19 protein-coding genes are annotated in these 17,974 nt (G+C 47.7%); 14 read left to right on the top strand and 5 right to left on the bottom strand.

Annotation, left to right across the window (positions count from 1 at the left end; all coding sequences use genetic code 11):
- The first annotated feature begins 47 nt into the window (after window positions 1–47).
- The 4 genes from hemY (at window position 48) to K6T23_RS08130 (ending at window position 5,528) form a co-directional block, all read left to right on the top strand.
- Window positions 48–1,439: a protoporphyrinogen oxidase gene (gene hemY / locus K6T23_RS08115; protein WP_238284129.1), complete on the top strand. Its 1,392-nt coding sequence runs from the start codon at window positions 48–50 to the stop codon at window positions 1,437–1,439.
- 157 nt (window positions 1,440–1,596) lie between these two features.
- On the top strand, window positions 1,597–2,163 hold the full coding sequence (locus tag K6T23_RS08120) for a TetR/AcrR family transcriptional regulator (RefSeq protein WP_238284400.1): 567 nt from the start codon (window positions 1,597–1,599) through the stop codon (window positions 2,161–2,163).
- 110 nt (window positions 2,164–2,273) lie between these two features.
- Entirely contained in the window at window positions 2,274–4,469 is a 2,196-nt protein-coding gene (locus K6T23_RS08125) for a YhgE/Pip domain-containing protein (protein WP_238284130.1), read from the top strand.
- Between the two features lie 342 nt (window positions 4,470–4,811).
- A complete protein-coding gene (locus K6T23_RS08130) occupies window positions 4,812–5,528 on the top strand; it encodes a FixH family protein (RefSeq protein ID WP_148985458.1) in 717 nt (238 codons plus the stop codon).
- A 65-nt stretch (window positions 5,529–5,593) separates the two neighbouring features.
- Here the strand turns inward: K6T23_RS08130 and yhfH are convergent, their stop codons facing one another.
- Window positions 5,594–5,728, bottom strand: coding sequence for a protein YhfH (yhfH, locus tag K6T23_RS08135; protein WP_079515781.1), 135 nt, complete (start codon window positions 5,726–5,728; stop codon window positions 5,594–5,596).
- Window positions 5,729–5,913: 185 nt separating this feature from the next.
- On the opposite strand from yhfH, the gene K6T23_RS08140 reads away from it, so the two are divergent.
- The 4 genes from K6T23_RS08140 to K6T23_RS08155 all read left to right on the top strand — a co-directional run bounded on the left by K6T23_RS08140 (window position 5,914) and on the right by K6T23_RS08155 (window position 10,237).
- Complete coding sequence (locus K6T23_RS08140) at window positions 5,914–6,645, top strand: MBL fold metallo-hydrolase (RefSeq protein WP_238284131.1); 732 nt, start codon at window positions 5,914–5,916, stop codon at window positions 6,643–6,645.
- 16 nt (window positions 6,646–6,661) lie between these two features.
- Window positions 6,662–7,648 carry a lipoate--protein ligase gene (locus K6T23_RS08145; protein WP_148985456.1) on the top strand — a complete coding sequence of 329 codons (987 nt, stop codon included), beginning with the start codon at window positions 6,662–6,664 and terminating at the stop codon, window positions 7,646–7,648.
- Between the two features lie 192 nt (window positions 7,649–7,840).
- Window positions 7,841–9,397, top strand: coding sequence for a fatty acid--CoA ligase family protein (locus K6T23_RS08150; protein WP_079515784.1), 1,557 nt, complete (start codon window positions 7,841–7,843; stop codon window positions 9,395–9,397).
- A gap of 63 nt (window positions 9,398–9,460) precedes the next feature.
- On the top strand, window positions 9,461–10,237 hold the full coding sequence (locus tag K6T23_RS08155; RefSeq protein ID WP_053427597.1) for an enoyl-CoA hydratase-related protein: 777 nt from the start codon (window positions 9,461–9,463) through the stop codon (window positions 10,235–10,237).
- A 49-nt stretch (window positions 10,238–10,286) separates the two neighbouring features.
- Here K6T23_RS08155 and K6T23_RS08160 read toward each other — a convergent pair whose 3' ends face one another.
- Complete coding sequence (locus K6T23_RS08160; protein WP_048004385.1) at window positions 10,287–10,472, bottom strand: hypothetical protein; 186 nt, start codon at window positions 10,470–10,472, stop codon at window positions 10,287–10,289.
- A 139-nt stretch (window positions 10,473–10,611) separates the two neighbouring features.
- Here K6T23_RS08160 and K6T23_RS08165 point away from each other — a divergent pair, with 139 nt between their 5' ends.
- Both K6T23_RS08165 and K6T23_RS08170 read left to right on the top strand, forming a co-directional pair.
- The gene (locus tag K6T23_RS08165; RefSeq protein ID WP_238284132.1) at window positions 10,612–11,292 is read left to right on the top strand and encodes a serine/threonine protein kinase; all 681 of its coding nucleotides are present in this window, start codon (window positions 10,612–10,614) and stop codon (window positions 11,290–11,292) included.
- A gap of 181 nt (window positions 11,293–11,473) precedes the next feature.
- Window positions 11,474–12,724 (top strand): YeeE/YedE family protein, encoded by a 1,251-nt coding sequence (locus K6T23_RS08170; RefSeq protein ID WP_079515786.1) that lies wholly within the window; start codon window positions 11,474–11,476, stop codon window positions 12,722–12,724.
- A gap of 300 nt (window positions 12,725–13,024) precedes the next feature.
- Here K6T23_RS08170 and K6T23_RS08175 read toward each other — a convergent pair whose 3' ends face one another.
- A complete protein-coding gene (locus tag K6T23_RS08175) occupies window positions 13,025–13,585 on the bottom strand; it encodes a helix-turn-helix domain-containing protein (RefSeq protein WP_142127546.1) in 561 nt (186 codons plus the stop codon).
- A 102-nt stretch (window positions 13,586–13,687) separates the two neighbouring features.
- Between K6T23_RS08175 and K6T23_RS08180 the strand changes: the two genes are divergently transcribed.
- From K6T23_RS08180 to K6T23_RS08190, 3 genes are all read left to right on the top strand, one after another.
- Window positions 13,688–14,407: an AzlC family ABC transporter permease gene (locus K6T23_RS08180; RefSeq protein WP_238284401.1), complete on the top strand. Its 720-nt coding sequence runs from the start codon at window positions 13,688–13,690 to the stop codon at window positions 14,405–14,407.
- The gene (locus tag K6T23_RS08185; RefSeq protein ID WP_159643272.1) at window positions 14,400–14,708 is read left to right on the top strand and encodes an AzlD domain-containing protein; all 309 of its coding nucleotides are present in this window, start codon (window positions 14,400–14,402) and stop codon (window positions 14,706–14,708) included. The genes K6T23_RS08180 and K6T23_RS08185 overlap by 8 nt, the downstream gene beginning before the upstream one ends.
- A 179-nt stretch (window positions 14,709–14,887) precedes the next feature.
- A complete protein-coding gene (locus K6T23_RS08190) occupies window positions 14,888–16,183 on the top strand; it encodes a M48 family metallopeptidase (RefSeq protein ID WP_159643274.1) in 1,296 nt (431 codons plus the stop codon).
- A 23-nt stretch (window positions 16,184–16,206) separates the two neighbouring features.
- Here the strand turns inward: K6T23_RS08190 and K6T23_RS08195 are convergent, their stop codons facing one another.
- Window positions 16,207–16,866 carry a DUF421 domain-containing protein gene (locus tag K6T23_RS08195; protein WP_238284133.1) on the bottom strand — a complete coding sequence of 220 codons (660 nt, stop codon included), beginning with the start codon at window positions 16,864–16,866 and terminating at the stop codon, window positions 16,207–16,209.
- A 105-nt stretch (window positions 16,867–16,971) separates the two neighbouring features.
- Window positions 16,972–17,208, bottom strand: coding sequence for an IDEAL domain-containing protein (locus tag K6T23_RS08200; protein WP_056537968.1), 237 nt, complete (start codon window positions 17,206–17,208; stop codon window positions 16,972–16,974).
- A 198-nt stretch (window positions 17,209–17,406) separates the two neighbouring features.
- On the opposite strand from K6T23_RS08200, the gene K6T23_RS08205 reads away from it, so the two are divergent.
- Window positions 17,407–17,973, top strand: a complete 567-nt coding sequence (locus tag K6T23_RS08205) for a competence protein ComK (RefSeq protein WP_238284134.1) — start codon at window positions 17,407–17,409, stop codon at window positions 17,971–17,973.
- Window position 17,974 lies beyond the last annotated feature (1 nt).

The following is a 17,974-nucleotide window of genomic DNA, read 5'->3' on the forward strand; positions in this document are numbered from 1 at the left end:
TCCTTCTCTGTGTTTTATGATCTTTGAATAAAAGAAGGCGATGAAGTATGACAGATAGAATGAAGAAGCGGGTCGTCGTCATCGGCGGGGGCATTACGGGATTGGCAGCAACGTTTTACCTTCAAAAAGAAGCGCGTGAAAAGGGGCTTCCTTATGACGTGAAACTTGTAGAGTCGACACACAGGGTCGGCGGTAAGGTACAGACCGTCAAAAGGGATGGATATGTGATCGAGAAAGGTCCTGATTCCGTATTTACGACTAATGACTCGATCCTGAAGCTGGCCGGGGAACTCGGAATCAGCGATACATTGGTGACGAATGAGAAAGGGAAGTCCTTTGTGATTGCTGGGGGGGAATTATACCCTATTCCGGGAGGGTCAATCGTTGGCATCCCTACCCAGATTGCACCTTTTGTCACGACCAATCTTTTCTCTCTCACCGGTAAGATGAGGGCAGCTGCAGATTTCCTCCTGCCTCGCTCTCACATGACGGAGGACCAATCACTCGGTACGTTTTTCAGGAGAAGGATGGGAGATGAGGTGGTGGATCATCTCATTGAACCCCTTTTGACAGGCATTTTTGCAGGGGACATCGATCAGATGAGCCTCATGTCCACCTTTCCGCAATTCTATGAACTTGAACAAAAACATCGCAGTTTGATAGCAGGAATCAAAAAAAACAGCCAGAAAGAGACATCAGAAGGCGGATTTCTGACCTTTACCGGCGGACTGCAGTCCATGATCGACGCATTGGAGACGAAGATCGAACCGGGAACGGTGTATAAAAGCATGAAGGCGACCCATATCCGAAAAGAAGAGAAAGGATATTCCGTCACCTTTGCCGATGGAAGCATCGAGTGCGATGCCGTCATACTGGCTGCTCCTCATCACGTGGTTCAAAGACTTCTTCCACAAGAAGGGTATCTGGATTTTCTGAAAGAGATGCCCGCCACTTCTGTCGCCACCGTTGCCATGGGCTTCGACAATGATGCGATCAAGCAGAAAAGGGACGGCACCGAGTTCCTCGTGTCGAGAAACAGTGATTTTTCCCTCACGGCAGCTGCATGGACACATCGGAAATGGCCTCATACGGCTCCAAAAGGAAAGGCACTCATCAGGAGCTATTTAGGGAAACCGGGCGATGAAGCGATTGTTGATCTTTCCGATGATCAAATTGAGCAGATTGTCATTGAGGATCTGAACAAAATCGTTGAATTGAACGCGAAGCCGGAATTCACTATTGTGTCGAGATATAAGCAATCCATGCCTCAGTATACGGTCGGACACCGGGACCGCATAAGGGAAATGGCAAGGAAGGCGGAGGAATCCATTCCTGGTATTTTCATCACCGGAAGTTCCTTCGAGGGACTGAGCATACCCGACTGTGTTTTACAGGGTGAAACGGCAGTGGAAAAGACCCTGCAATTCCTTCAGGATTGATGCATCTCCCAAAAGGCCAAATCTTGCCGATTTGGCCTTTTTTCTTGTGGGTGCTATTTCCTTCTTGCTATAGGTAGGTGTATGTGGTAAGTTAAGTAACGGCAATGAAATGACCAAAAATCAAATTTAGTCATTCGGTCATCTGGAGGTGGAAATCATCGACCGTAAAAAACAGATTGTGGATGCAGCAACTAAATCCTTTTCTTTATTCGGGTATAAAGCTACGACCATGGATCAAGTGGCAAAGCTTGCAAATGTGGGGAAAGGGACCATCTATACGTTTTTCAGCAACAAAGAAGAGCTGTTCGATGAAATAGCGTTTTCCTTGATGAATGAAATGAAGGGCAGAGCAGAGGAAGCCATCTCTCCGAACGTGACATTTTCCGAGAACGTTCACAATGCCCTGTTCTCTATGCTGGAATATCGGAAAGAACATAAGCTCACCATCAAACTTTATCAGGAAGCAAGAGAAATGGGGACGCCAGCTGTCTCAGATGCCCTGCATAAGCTTGAACTGATGGTGGTGGAGTTCCTTAGTGAACGGATATCAAGGGCCATCGAGTCGAAAGCAATCAAACCATGCAATCCAGAAATGACGGCTTTCGTCATGTTGAAGCTTTATGTGGCTCTTATTTTCGATTGGGAGCGTGAACGGGGAGAACTTGATAAAGATGAAATCGCCAATCTTTTTAAGCTTTATTTGATTGAAGGATTATCGTTTTGATAGTCCCTTTCTTTTGGAGCGGAATGACCAAATGAATAATATGGTCATTTATTTTATGACCAATATGACCAAATGAACAAAATAGTCAATTTGAATGTGAGGGAAGACAAATGTTTAAATCTGCGGGCTCAGAATTTAAAGCCATTTTTAAAAACAAGAAATTATTGATACCAATCATCGCGGTCCTCCTCATACCGGTCATGTATAGCGGTATGTTCCTATGGGCCTTCTGGGATCCATATGAACAGCTGAGTGATCTTCCGGTTGCCATCGTGAATAACGACGAAGGAGCCGACTTCGAGGGACAGTCCTTGGAAATCGGTTCTGAGTTGGTCAAGAAATTGAAAGATAGTGACCAATTCGATTTTCACTTTGTGAATGAGAAAGATGGATACAAAAACCTCGAGAAGCAGAAATATTATATGCTGGTGGAGATTCCGAAGGACTTCTCAAAGAACGGTACGACCTTGCTTGATGATCATCCTACAAAGCTTGCGTTGAAGTATGTACCGAATGAAAGCTTCAACTTCTTGTCCGCCCAGATCGGCGAGACGGCAATGAAAGAAATCAAAGCAAGCTTATCCAAGTCTGTTTCTGAAACGTATGCGGAAACGATGTTCGATAAAATCGGAGAGCTTGGAGACGGGTTCAAAACGGCGAGTGACTCAGCCGCGGACATCAATAAAGGGGCAGGAGATCTGGCAAAAGGGGCAGGAAGCCTCAAGGATAATCTGACAACCCTTGCTGAAAAAAATGTGGAAATGAATAATGGTGTCGAGAAAACCCGCTCAGGTGCCAAGTCTCTGGCTGACGGTTCAAGCGAACTGTCGGGAGGCATGGGGCAGCTTTCCGAGAACTATGGAAAACTATATAACGGATCCGAGGATATTCAGGCCGGAATCGACAGCCTGTCCTCAGGTTTGGTACAAAGCAGTGAAGGATTGACCCAGGTCGATCAAGGTCTTCAGTCGGCTATCGACAATACGGGGAAACTCCAATCCGGTGCCCAGGAACTGACAGGTAAAATCGGTGAACTGCAGGAAGGGGCGGGCAAGGTGAATACAGGTGCTGAGCAGGTTAACGCCGGTTCGAAGCAGCTGAAAGAACAATTGACGCCACTGCTTGCCAGTCTCCCTGATGAGCAGAGAGCCGCATTGGAAGGAGCATTGAATCAGCTGACCGAGGGTACAGCATCCCTTCAACAAGGAACAGGTGCCCTCCAAGAAGGAGCAGGTGCCCTTAAGACGGGAGCGGGTACACTTGCTTCAGGACTCGGTGCCTTGAACGAAGGACAGAGTTCATTGCTTTCTGGAGTGAATCAGCTTGAAAGTGGATCGGTAGCCCTCCAGGAGGGAGCAGGCAAACTTCAGGCCGGTCAAGGAGAAATCATGAGCAATTTCGCGCTCCTCAACGGAAAGCTGAATGAGGCCAAAGACGGAACCCAGCGTCTTGCTGCTGGTGCTGGAGAGTTAAGTGCCGGTATGGATCAGCTGTATGATGGCTCGAGCCGACTGACGGAAGGATCCAGACAGCTCGCAGATGGCTCAGCTAAGCTTGCGGATGGCTCGACTAAACTTTCTGAAGGAACCGGTGAGTACGATGAAAAACTGAAGGAAGCATCGGAAAAAGCCAACAGCGTCAAACCGAATGAAGAAACCGCCGACATGATGGCGGCTCCAGTCGACGTGAAAAATGAGAAGATCAATCATGTACCGAACTACGGTACAGGGTTTACACCTTATTTCCTTTCACTAGGACTATTCGTCGGTGCATTGCTGATCTCCATCGTTTACCCATTAAGGGAACCTGCAGGCATTCCTTCCAATGGAGGAAGCTGGTTCTTCGGTAAACTCATGGTTCTTGCAACCGTAGGGATCATTCAATCAATTGTAGCCGTCGCCATACTCCTTTGGGGTCTCGGGCTTGAAGTGGAAAGTGTACCGCTGTTCCTCCTCTTCTCAGTGGTGACAAGTTTTACATTCCTTGCTCTTATCCAGATGCTTGTGACAATCCTTGGAGACCCGGGACGCTTCGTTGCCATCGTGATCCTGATTCTTCAGTTGACCACAAGCGCAGGGACATTCCCACTGGAATTGATCCCTACCGCCCTTCAGCCGATCAGTGCGCTATTGCCGATGACCTATTCGGTTGCAGGATTCAAGGCGGTCATCTCAAGTGGTGATATGACGGTCATGTGGAATAATCTCGGCATCCTCTGTGGATATGCTGCAGTATTTGCCCTGATCACGTTGACATTCTTCATTGTGAAGTTCAAAAAACAGGTAGATCAACCTGTAGAAGCATAACAGTCAGGAACTAGGATAAATGTGTTCCTGACAAAAAGCATCCGGACAATCATTCGAGTTCCTTAATTGGAATCGAATGCGTTCGGATGTTTTTGTCTAAATATGTATCCCCACAGTCAGAGTGATGCATGCCAAGGCGAAGGAAACAACAAAACCTTTAAGGGAAGTATGAAAATCCAAGATATCTTTCAGTGAAGCAACAGTGCAGGGGTATGTATATGAATGCCTTACTTCCTGACCTTCATAAAATGGACAAATACAGTCCTCCTCCTCGGGTGTATACTAGTGGAAGGATCGATTAATACTAGAATGGAAACTATGAAGTAAAGGAGTGGATCGACCATGAAAAAAGCATGGATGGTTCTGATGGGTGCTGCCATTGTATTGGCTGCATGCGGACAAGGAAATGACAAGTCTTCGGACGGCGGGGAAATGCAAAAGCCGATCGATGCCCAAATCGATATTCCTAAACAAGCAGATAAAGGGGAGAAGGTCCCCCTTGCCGTTACGGTGACCCAAGATGATAAAGCAGTGGATGACGCAGGGGAGCTTGAATTTGAAGTATGGCCGAAAGATAAAAAAGAAGATAGTAAAATGGTAGAAGCAAAACATGATAAAGAAGGACTTTATAAAGGGGAAACGACATTCGATCAGGATGGTACATATGTTGTCCAGGCCCATGTGACGGCCCGGGATATGCATACGATGCCAAAGGAAGAAATCACGATCGGCAATGGGGGAGATCATGAGCATCACCATGAAGGAAGCGACACCTCCATCCACTTTATGGCACCGGAAGAACTGAAAGCCTCTCAGGATGAAGTCTTTACCGTCCATGTGGAAAATGACAAAAAACCATTGACCGGGGCGGAGGTAAGGCTTGAAATTTCCCAGGAAGGCGTCGAAAAACATGAATGGATCGACGGAACGGAAAAAGGGAATGGAGAATACGAAGTGAAACACACATTCCCTGAAGCGGGGGAATATATGGTGAAGGTCCACGTGACCAAAGGGGACGAGGTCCACGACCACATCATGGAAACCGTAAAAGTTGATTAGGTATCGAATAGAACAGAAAACATTGAAAGTGGCGCCCATACAGGGACGCCACTTTTTTCTCTATATCAATACTCGTAGTCTGTCGTACACTTCTCGCAGTATATGCCGTAGCATTCATGCTGTTCTTCGATTTCATCTCCACACTGGGCACAAGACTTTGGCGGCAGGTTCCTGAAAAACTCCATAATGTTTTTTACCATGTTCATCATCACCTTCCAAGTTAGTATCCACCCTTATTGTTATATAACTGATGGATCGATTTGTTTTATTGTATTATAACAGTATGTAAAGCGTCAACCATTTATTCGAAAATAGGCTGAAAAAATGAAAAACTAGGCACAATGAAGTATAGTATGAGTAGCGCACAACAGAATGGAGGTACAAGATGAAACTTACTGTTATCGGGCATTGGGGTGGTTACCCGAAAGCCGGGGAGGCTAGCTCCGGATACATAGTGGAACATGAAGGATTCCGTCTCCTCATTGATTGTGGAAGCGGCGTCCTCTCAAGGCTTCAGACCCATTTTCCTGTCAGTCAGCTTGATGCCGTCATCCTTTCACACTATCACCCTGATCATGTGGCGGATATCGGTGTTCTTCAGCATGCTCTCCTGATTCAGTCTTTTCTTGGAACGAAGAAAAAACTGCCGGTCTATGGACATCGCGAAGACGAGCAGGGATTCCGCTCTCTTGCATATCGGGATGTGATGGAGGGGATCGAATATAAAGGGGACTCAAGCGTTTCTGTCGGCCCCTTTACCATCAGCTTTGTGAAGACCCGCCATCCTGCCCCGTGCTATGCCATGAGGATCGAGGCTGATGGAAAGGTGCTGTATTATACGGGGGATACGTCTTTTACAGAATCCCTTATCCCTCTTGCCCATCAGGCTGATCTGCTGCTGTGTGAATGTAATTTCTATGGAGGGATGGATGGTTCGGGAGCGGGGCACATGACGAGCATCGATGCAGGGCGACTCGCCCATCAGGCCGGTGCAACACGACTTGTCCTGACTCATCTTCCGCATTTCGGGAATCTTCAGCAACTGGTGGAAGAAGCAGGGACAGCCTTCAACGGGACCATCGAACTTGCTGCCATGAATAAAGTATGGATCATATAGAGGAGGAATCATCAACATGAAATTCATAGACAATAAAGGCATCACGGATCCACGGATCAATCTTGCCATAGAGGAATACGCCCTTAAGAACCTTGATATCGATGAGAGCTATCTGTTGTTCTATATCAACGAGCCTTCCATTATCATCGGTAAAAATCAAAATACGATCGAAGAGATCAACACGGACTATGTGGAAAAGCAGGGACTGCATGTTGTTCGTCGACTCTCGGGCGGAGGGGCCGTCTATCATGATCTCGGCAACCTGAACTTCAGCTTCATCACAAAGGACGATGGTGACAGCTTCCACAACTTCAAGAAGTTTACCGAACCAGTGATCGAAGCATTGAATAAATTGGGTGTCAAAGCGGAGCTGAGCGGAAGGAATGATATCCTTGCAGAAGGAAGGAAGATTTCCGGTAATGCCCAGTTCTCTACCAGGGGCCGCATGTTCAGCCATGGTACACTGCTGTTTGATTCTGAAATGGAAAACGTTGTATCTGCCCTACGGGTGAAAAAGGACAAGATTGAATCGAAAGGCATCAAATCGATCCGGAGCCGGGTGGCGAATATTTCTGAATTCCTTGAAGGGAAATTGACGATTGAAGAATTCAGGTCCACCCTTCTCAAGTACATTTTCAATGACAGCGATGTAGAAGAATATGTTTTGACCGATGAGGACTGGGATCGCATTCACGCTTTGTCCAAGGAACGCTATCAGAACTGGGATTGGAATTATGGGAAATCACCTTCGTTCAATCTCCAGCACTCCCATCGCTTCCCTGTCGGTCAGATTGATGTGAGATTGGAAGTAAGAAAGGGCACCATTGAAAACTGCAAGATATACGGAGATTTCTTCGGAGTCGGCAATGTGGATGAAATTGAAGAAAAGCTTACAGGTACCCGTTATGAGCGCAGCGAAATCGAACACGTTCTCGAAGGTATGGATATCCAACACTACTTCGGTAAAGTGACAAAAGAGGAATTTATCGATTTAGTATATTGAGTGTCGGAAGGTGGGCCGTTATGGCCTGCCTTTTTCCATGTTGATCGCGATATCCTAAGTGGCTGAGGTTAAGGAGGCTCGATGGTTTAAATCTTGCAATCTGACTTTTCTTTTAATAGAATATATTTTGAATACTTTTACTAGTTTGATGAATGACCATTCATTCATTTCGAGAAAAAGGGAGGGGCAGGAATGAATATTGCTTCACGGTTAAAGGAAGTTTCACAGGACAAAGGGGAGAAGATCGCGTATCATTTCTTGGACACATCCGTTTCTTACAGGGAGCTTGATGATTCGGTTTCCCGCTTTGCGGGCGGTTTGGAGAGCCTTGGCTTGAAGAAGGGGGATCATATTGCTCTCATACTGGGGAACTCGCCTCATTTCGTTATCGGTCTTTACGGCGCGCTTCGCCTGGGATTAAGGGTCATCCCGGTCAATCCAATCTATACACCCGATGAAATGGGGTACATACTGAGTAACGGGGATGTGAAGGCGGTCATCACATTGGATCTCATGGTTCCACTCATGGGGAAACTTGAATCGCTTCTTCAATCCGTTGATCACGTCATTCTCTGTGAATCGGGGGATGACAGGGCAAAAGGGGTGGATCTTGAACGGATCGGTTTGTTGAATCCAAAAATGAAATCGTTTACAAAGGTACTTTCCCTTGGAGGTACGGATTTTGAAGGAGCAGATGTAGAGGAAGATGAAACAGCCATCATACTTTACACTTCGGGAACAACAGGAAAGCCGAAAGGAGCCATGCTGACACATAAGAATGTGTATTCAAATGCATGGGATGTCGGAACATACCTCCAGATGAGTGAACAAGATCGTGTCATCACGGCCCTTCCCATGTTCCATGTGTTCTGTCTCACAGTGGCACTCAATGCGCCGCTCATGATGGGTGCCACCCTTCTCATCGCTCCGAAGTTCAGTCCAAAGGGGATCTTCGGGTTATCCAGGATGCATAAACCGACCGTATTTGCAGGTGTACCGACCATGTATAATTTCCTCTACCAGTACACTGATGGAGATCCTGATGACCTCAGTTCCCTCAGACTCTGTATATCTGGAGGAGCTTCCATGCCAGTTGCCCTCTTGAAAAACTTCGAGCAGAAGTTCAATGTCATGATTTCAGAAGGCTATGGATTATCCGAGGCTTCACCTGTCACCTGTTTCAATCCACTCGATCGCCCAAGAAAGCCCGGTTCGATCGGAACTTCGATCATGAGCATCAAGAATAAAGTTGTCAATGAACTCGGTGAAGAGCTCCCGCCTGGGCAAGTTGGGGAATTGATTGTAAATGGCCCGAACGTGATGAAGGGATATTACAAAATGGAAGAAGAAACCCAAGCCGCAATCAGGGACGGGTGGCTTTATACCGGTGATTTGGCCCGAATGGATGAAGAAGGGTACTTCTATATCGTGGATCGGAAAAAAGAGCTGATCATCGTCGGTGGGTTCAATGTGTATCCGAGGGAAATAGAAGAAGTGCTGTATGATCATCCTGAGATCGTGGAAGCAGCCGTCATCGGGGTCCCGCATCCCGAAAAAGGGGAAGCCGTGAGCTGTTACGTCGTGAGGAAAGATCCGGCTTTGTCTGAAGAAGAGGTGATGGAGTATTGTCGTGAGCGATTGGCAAAATATAAACTTCCTTCTTCCATCGAATTTCTCGAAGAACTGCCGAAGAACACAACCGGCAAGATTTTGAGGAGAGCGTTGAAAGCACAGGTACTGAATCCATGATTTAGAGGTTTTTTTCGAAACATGTCGAATATACGTAGAGACATGAGGAAAGGGGAGTGACGTATGGAATACATTCTGTTGGAACAAAAGGATCATGTGGCGGTAGTGACGATCAACCGTCCGGATGCCATGAACGCCTTTCATTATGATTCCCTGCACGAACTGCAGCAAATTGTGGAATCTCTCAGGCTGAACCCTGATGTACGGGCGGTGATCTTCACTGGAAGCGGAGAGAAAGCATTCAGTGTGGGGGCCGATCTGAAGGAGCGCAAAACCCTTACGGATCAGCAGGTCGTACGGAACGTATATAAGATCGGAGAAGTATTCAATGAAGTGGCCATGCTGCCACAGCCGACCATTGCCGCCATGAATGGATATGCATTCGGCGGGGGGATGGAACTTGCACTGGCATGTGATTTCCGTCTGGTGGTGGAAGGCACGTCCATGGGACTGACTGAAACGAGTCTTGCCATCATACCGGGTGCGGGCGGTACCCAGCGTCTTCCAAGGTTGATTGGGGAATCGAAAGCGCTGGAACTGATCCTTACGGCGAAGCGGCTGACTTCTGAGGAAGCGCTTGATGTGGGGTTGGTGAACAGGGTCTTCGGAAAAGACCGCTTCATGGAAGAGGTATACGACTTTATTGACCCTATGCTGAATAATGGCCCTATCGCTGTCCAACAGGCAAAATATGCGGTGAAATCCGGTATGAACGTCGATCTGCAGTCCGGCCTCCAGATTGAACGAAAGGCTTATGAACGACTGATCCCAACAGAAGATCGTGTGGAAGCACTGTTGGCCTTCAGCCAAAAACGCAAGGCGGAGTTTAAAGGGAAGTGACTCTTCTGCACATGGAAAAGGACTCGCGAATGAACGAGTCCTTTTTTTATTAATTGGTAAGGAGGGCACGCAGCCCCTTGTAAATGAGGAATAAAGAGAACAACAAGACCGTGATGATACCGATGACGTCTGTCACTGGTGAAATCCCTTCAAGGAATGTTCCGCTAAGCGGGAGCTTCAATAGTGCAAAACCGGATAGGATGCTGGCGAGCATCAGCAGGATGAATCGATCCATAATAGTACCTCCTTTCATTGATAACACTATATGTAAGCGTTATCTTTTTGGTTGGGTGATAGTACCAGATGCAGATTTATATCAGTTTTCTGACAATCATGCTATAGTGTTTGGAACATATCCTGAAAGGGGAATCAGCATGTCTCATCAATGGAAACAGCTCATCTCTTCATTAGAACAGATTACCGTCACTTCGACGGATGACAATGAACCGGTGACCATCCGTGGTGAATATGAAGGGTTCACCTGCGTGGGAATCGGGACGGACGCAGCCGTATTCCGCTCCCCTGATGATCCGGAGTATGCCTTCAAAGTGTACGCATCCACCAAAGCTGATAAAGCCGAGGCGGAAGCCCGGGTCTATGAAGTACTCGGGGAATCACATTACTTTCCACGCTGTTATGGAACCTATGGGAATATCCTCGTGCTGAGTTTTGAATCGGGAACCACGCTATTCGATTGCATCCTGCAGGGAGTCCATATCCCGAAACATGTAGTCGACGGAGTGGAAGAGGCGAGGGAGTATGTAAGGAGCGTCGGTCTGAACCCGAGGGACATCCACTTGAAGAACATCCTTTTGCAAGAGGGCAGGGCAAAGATCGTCGATGTTTCCGAGTACATCCTGGATGGCAATGATTATCGTTGGGAGCATCTCAAGAAGGGATACGACGAGTTTTACTCCCTTATCGACGGGAGAGCAATCCCATTCTGGATCGTTGAAACGGTCCGCAAATGGTACCATCAGTGGGTAAACAGGCCATCTACCATAGAAGACTTCATGGCCATGCTGTCCAAGTTCATTCCCTTCAATAAGCAATAGACGGATCTTTCCTAAAGGAAGGGTCCTTTTTTCAATGATCCTGGCGGTTTGCTTGGAGTCTCGACCTGCTGCAGGGAGAATAGTTCCTGCGGAAATGGGTAAAAGGAGAAGAGTGGATTTTTGACAAGTCGCTCAGAATCGATTAAAATCCAACCATTACAATCAGAAAAGGAGGATTAAAATGACGAAAGTTATTCAACCGGTATCAGAGCAGAAAGGCCCGGTCCAGGGAGGGAAAGAGTTGAATTCCCCTCAAATTCCATTGGTGGCCGGGGGCAGCATCGTATCTGCCGTACTGGTCATCTATCTCGCTTTCACCCAAGATGTCAGCCAGGTCGTGCTCCTGATTCTCGGTCTCTTATTAGGATTCACCCTATTTCATGCACGATTTGGCTTCACATCTGCGTTCCGCCGGGTGATGTCGGTGGGGAACGGGCAGGCACTCAGGGCCCATATGCTTATGCTTGCCATCGCGGTCACACTCTTCGCCCCGATCCTTGCTACCGGGTTTACATTTTTCGGCGGACAGGCGACGGGGTATGTCTCCCCTGTAGGAGTGAGCCTACTTGTCGGTGCCTTCGTGTTCGGAATCGGGATGCAGCTCGGGGGCGGATGTGCCTCCGGTACCCTATATGCCGTAGGGGGAGGCCGTTCCGTCATGTTCATCACGTTGCTATTCTTTATTGTCGGTTCGACGGTGGGGGCTTATCATTTGCCTTTCTGGACAGAAGAGATGCCTTCATTCAAGCCGTTTTCACTGGCCACTTCTACGGGTCTCGGTTACACAGGTGCCTGGATTATATCCCTCATCTTTTTTGGCCTTGTGGCATGGGTGACGCTTAGGGTCGAGAAGGTGAAGAATCCTCCCCGCATGGCAGCATTGCCTACTGCGAAAGGATGGAAGCGGGTTGTGCGCGGTTCTTGGCCGCTTATGGCTGCGGCTGTCGTCCTCGCTGTACTCAATGCGCTGACGCTTATGACACGCGGGACACCTTGGGGAATCACTTCTGCATTTGCCCTGTGGGGTTCAAAAGCGGCCTCACTCATGGGGATCGATGTGGCAAGTTGGGGATACTGGACAGGCGAGAATGCAAGCGCCCTCCAGGCTTCCATCTTCAGTGATTCCACGACCGTTTTGAACTTCGGCGTAATCCTTGGGGCATTCCTCGCCTCGGCTGCAGGTGGTCTTTTCCGATTCAATAAGATTACAGGCGGGAACGCCATGGCTTCCGTCATCGGCGGTCTAATGATGGGCTATGGTGCCCGGCTTGCCTTTGGATGCAATATCGGTGCGTATTTCGGCGGAATCGCTTCATTCAGCCTTCACGGATATGTATGGGGAATCGTAGCTCTTTCCGGAACATTCCTTGCCCTCTATCTGAGGCCGTTATTTGGATTGTCCGTGCCGAAGCCAAAGGATACCTTCTGCTGAATTTGCTGAAAAGAGGTTGAGACAAAAGGGTCTTAGATATAGAAAAACCCGAATCCAGTTTGAGATGGATTCGGGTTTTTATTTGTTTCATGAGCCATTATTATTGTCCCCAGCAGTTGATTGGAGTGTAAGACAAAGACTCCTCCCGGGAGAGGAGCTGATGTGAGAAGGGCTGCCGAGGAGGCTCTTGGGATACCCGCGGAAAGCAAAGCCTTGCACGGAAATCATGAGCGGTTTAAAGAACCCTATATTGATTTTTTTCATTAGTTGGTAGCTATTCGTTTTGTCCCAGGCTCTTGTTTATGAGAGTTCACCATAGTAGATGACCATATGACACTCGGCGTCGTCAGAAGAGGGGTTGAGGTATTCGTGTGCAACATCAGCTTCAAACCGGATCGATTCTCCTTCAGAGAGGGAATAGGAAGCCTCGCCGATCTTTAAAGAGAATGTACCTTTCAGGACGGTCAAGTATTCTTCGACTCCCCGTGGGTGCCCGTCGTTCCGGTAATCGCAGCCGGGTTTCATGACAATGCGGTAGCTTTCCCATTTCTTTGTCGGCTCGAATGGGAAAATCGGTATGACCACATACTTTCCCCCGTCTTCGAGAACAGGCTCTACGTCTTTGTAGTCAATGATGGCAACATCGGTAGCAGGGGCTTCAAGGAGGGAAGAGAATGATACTTTCAGACCGTTTGCGATCTTCCAAAGGGTCGCAACTGTCGGATTGGAATCATCCCTCTCGATCTGACCGATCATGGCTTTACTCACCCCTGTCCTATCGGCAACCTGGTCAAGACTGAGCCCTCTTTCTTTTCTTATTTTCCTGATATTGTCTCCGATCTTCATCGGCATCTCATTCATCCACTACACCCCTTGTGCAATATAACGTCTATATGTATACTATAATGAATTGTTAGAATATTTTCATTGTACGATAGTTTATATGATAAAGGAAGTGTAAGCGTGGAAGCTACCTACTCTGTCAAAAAAACCTCTGATTTTCGTTTAGGGCTGCAAGCGGGCTTAAGCATAGCAATCGGTTATATGCCCGTCGCCCTCACGTTCGGCCTCCTGGCAAGGACAACGGGCTTGACGTTTGCAGAGACGGTACTCATGAGTGTCTTTGTCTACGCGGGAGCCGCGCAGTATATTTCACTGAGCCTCATTGCTGTGGGAACCGGCGTAGTGGAAATCGTCCTTACGACGCTGATCGTGAATATCCGCCATTTCCTCATGTCTGCTTCACTGACTGAGAGATTGGAAGAACATCAACTCTATAAAAAGCTGATGACGGCTTTCGGCGTGACAGATGAAACGTTCTCGGTCATCTCGACTCAGGCAGGGAAGGTCCGTACCGCTTTTGCAGCAGGCGTCATGATCATATCGTATGGAAGCTGGGTGGCATTTTCCGGAATCGGTCATCTTATGGGTGATGTCATGCCCGGATTCCTCCAGGTCAGCATGTCCATTGCCCTCTATGCCATGTTTGTTGGGCTTCTCGTTCCGTCCATGAAAAAGAGCGTGAAGGTCACGTATCTTGCAGCGGTTGCGGCAGCCGTGAACAGCCTGCTCATCTTTTACACCGATCTGTCCGGAGGCTGGTCCATTGTTGCTTCGACCTTGGTCTCATCCCTGCTGGTTGAATGGGTCTGGCAAATGAAGGGGAGGAATCACCATGGATAAAATGATGCTTTTGATGATTGCAGGTATGGCCGTTGTCACCTACGTGCCGAGAATGCTCCCGTTTGTGATGTTTTCCGGGGCTGAGCTGCCCCCATTTATGAAGGGGGTACTCAATAATGTTCCCTATGCCGTCTTAGGGGCCCTCATTTTCCCGAGCATATTTCTGATCAAGGAAGGAGACTTCCTTTTCGGATTCGTCGGAGCCGCAGCTGCCTTCGTCCTCGCATTTTGTGGAGCCAATGTCATCATCGTCGTGCTGGGTGCCATCGCGATTTTATCAGCCTATACCTTCTTGGTCTGATCGTGGAAGGGATAAAATGAGAAGAGTGGTTCATAATGAGTGATAGATGCTGCGGGGGCAGGGTGCAGGTCCTGCAGCTCTTGCTGGTTTGCGTTGATCAGTGCTCTGTACTTCCGGGTTCTAAATGAGTGGACAGGGTATTACATATAGTAGTGAGGGTTGAGAAGGGAGGAAGTTGTTTGGCGAAGAAGTGGGCGTTCCGTGCGATACTTGCTTATGCGCTGTTGGGCTTGATTTTATATGGTTATCTATTCTATATTGCCGGTTCTGGTGTACCTGAGAGCTTTAAAGGAAGCAGTGCCGATCCTTCAACATTCATGAATGCCAAGGAGATTCTCCTCAGCGAGGATTTTTCCAAGATCAAGAACCTGCTTTTCTTTTTATCCACTCCGTATGAATGGCTCCTGTATTTTTTGATCATGATACTGGGCGTTTCCCGTACGTTTGAGAAGTGGGCAAAAGGAACGGTGAAGAATGGATTCCTGCAGACGGCCATTTATCTGTTTTGGTTATCGATCACGACGTTCATCGCGATCTTTCCATTCCAGTACATCTCCTATCAAGTGTCCAAGGCATACAATATTTCCACTCAGACGTTTTCCATGTGGATGAAGGACGAGACCATCGATTTTTGGGTGAATTACCTGTTGATGCTCATCATCGTATCGGTTCTCTATGGACTGATGAAAAGGTTCAAACAGCGGTGGTGGCTTGCTGCATGGGCACTGTCGGTTCCGTTTACGATATTCATGATGTTCATCCAGCCGGTTCTCATCGATCCGCTTTATAACGAGTTTTACCCGTTGAAGAATAAGGAGCTTGAGGCAAAAATCCTTTCCCTGGCTGATCAGGCTGGGATTCCGGCAAATCATGTATTCGAGGTCGATATGTCAGAGAAGACGAATTCACTCAATGCGTACGTGACCGGTGTTGGATCCAATTCCCGTATCGTGCTGTGGGATACGACGCTGGAGCAGCTGACCGATGACGAAATCCTATTCGTCATGGCCCATGAAATGGCCCACTATGTGGAGAAGCATATTTACATCGGGATCGGGATCTATCTGCTCCTGTCATTCTTCGGTCTCTTCCTTACATCGAAGCTCATGAGGGGGATCGTCGCCAATTACGGAGAGGAGATCAAGGTGGACCGTGTGGCAAGCCTTCGTTCCCTGCCTCTCTTCTTATTGATCATATCGGTGCTGCTGTTCGCCGTAAGCCCGTTCAGCAACTGGATATCCCGCTACCAGGAGACGAGAGCGGACCGGTATGCCATTGAGTTGACACAGGACAAAGAAGCGGCCATCACATCGTTCCAGAAGCTTTCCAAGGTCGGTTTATCTCAAGTGAATCCACCCCTTCTGGTCAAGATCTTCCGATATGGTCATCCAACCATGCTGGAGCGGCTGAATATGCTTGAGCAATACAAAATGGATACAAAAGAAAAAGAAGATCCTGCGGAATCTTCTCCATGATCAAATAGGACCCGATGCGGGTCCTATTTGCGTTTGTTGATCACGAGGTTTTTTGTTTTTTCCGTCACGTAGGCGAATAATACATCTTTATGATGGAGGTGCTCCCTGCGAAGGCGCACATTGATCCAGTCCGAATCCAACCCGAGGAGGAGGAGGTTATGGTGTTGAAGCTTTCCATCGACAATGACAGAGATGGGGAGGCCTTCGTCATCGATGCGAAGGTTCAGATGTTCAACCGTAACAGGTGTATTCTCCACTTTAGGGATGATGCTCACTTCGCCGATCGGCTCCAGTATGGCGTAATCCACGTCGGAAATCTTCGGGTATCCTTTAGCCCTCAGGATGGACGTAAGCTGTATGATCGAGATTTTCGACTTCTCCAGATTATCTTCGAGGATCGTGCCTTCTTTGATCAGTAGGGTGGGTTCCCCGAGAAAGAAGCGGTTCCCGAACTGACTCAATGTAAGGAACGAGAAAAGGATATGAAGGGATACAAGGATGATCAATGCCCATAGAGTAGGGAAGAACGCTGTTGAAATCAACGGCTCTGAAGCAATCGTACCGACGATGATGATGGCCACCAGGTCATAGGGGGTCATCTGGACAATGGTGGACTTGCCCATGAGCCGCATGGCGGCGATGGTGATGAGGTAGAGGATAAGTGTCTTGAAAAGGATGGTCATGGTATCACCCCTTACTCTTTTCCCTTAGGATGACCATAGGATGGGGTGAACATGCGGAATAGACATGAAAATGGCCGCCTCCCCGTGGGGAAGCGGCCAAGCGATTCATCCATAATGGCAGGATAGTTGAGTCAATTCATCCGTCAATTTCATAAAAAGGGTTTCGTCTTTGCAATCCAGGGCGGCATCGATGGCTTCCAGTAAGTCGGCTCTTCTTGTCGTAAGGATGCTTTCGTGTATGACCATGTCAATATAGATATCTAGGACGCTCTTTTCAGCATGCTTTTTCCTGGTCATCGCGGAAGCCTTCATCATATCAGTATAGGATTTTTTGTTTTCCATATACGATCACCCCTGAATTCTTTTTCTTAGTATATGGGCAAAGGGGTGAAAATTCAACCTGAAAATTAAATATTCTGATAATATTTAACGTGGAAAACGGTCACGCTTTTTAAATAACTGAATTTTTTAAAAATACATAGGACAACTTAGTAAAAATGTGATAGTATTATGGGGGAAAATGTAAAAGGAGGCGATGGAATGAGCACAAAATCCCGAATTATAGAAGAATATGAGGTGAATCCTCATACAATGGTCCTGAAACCGATTGAGTATGGAGCCAAGACGTTCACTCAGATCATCGAAGTGAATGATGTTCTGATCTCACCGTTCAAGCCGCTGGAGATCCTGAAGAAAAGCTGTGAATACTTCGGCTCTTCATACGAAGGGCTGAAAGAAGGAACCAAAACATTGACTGGCATCGTTTATAAAGCCCCGATCATTGTGAATCCCCAGATGTCTCTCTTCTTCTTCCCTACAACATCTCCCGCCAAGCATGAATGCACATGGATATCCCATGCCTTTGTAAAGGAGTACGAGCATCTTGAAGATGGTTCCACAAATGTTCACCTCCAAAACCAGCAAACGTGCATCGTGCCGATTTCGTACAGCTCCTTCAAGAATCAGATGAGGAAAACAGCGGAACTTCGCATTGCCTATTCACAGAGGATTTCCGAGATGGAAACCCGTTACGGCCTCAGTGCACCCGATCCGTCCCAGGTGAAGATGTTCTATATGGACCGGGATATTCCGAAACAGGATGCGTGAT

The organism is Rossellomorea marisflavi, assembly GCF_022170785.1.
GTDB lineage: Bacteria > Bacillota > Bacilli > Bacillales > Bacillaceae_B > Rossellomorea > Rossellomorea marisflavi_B.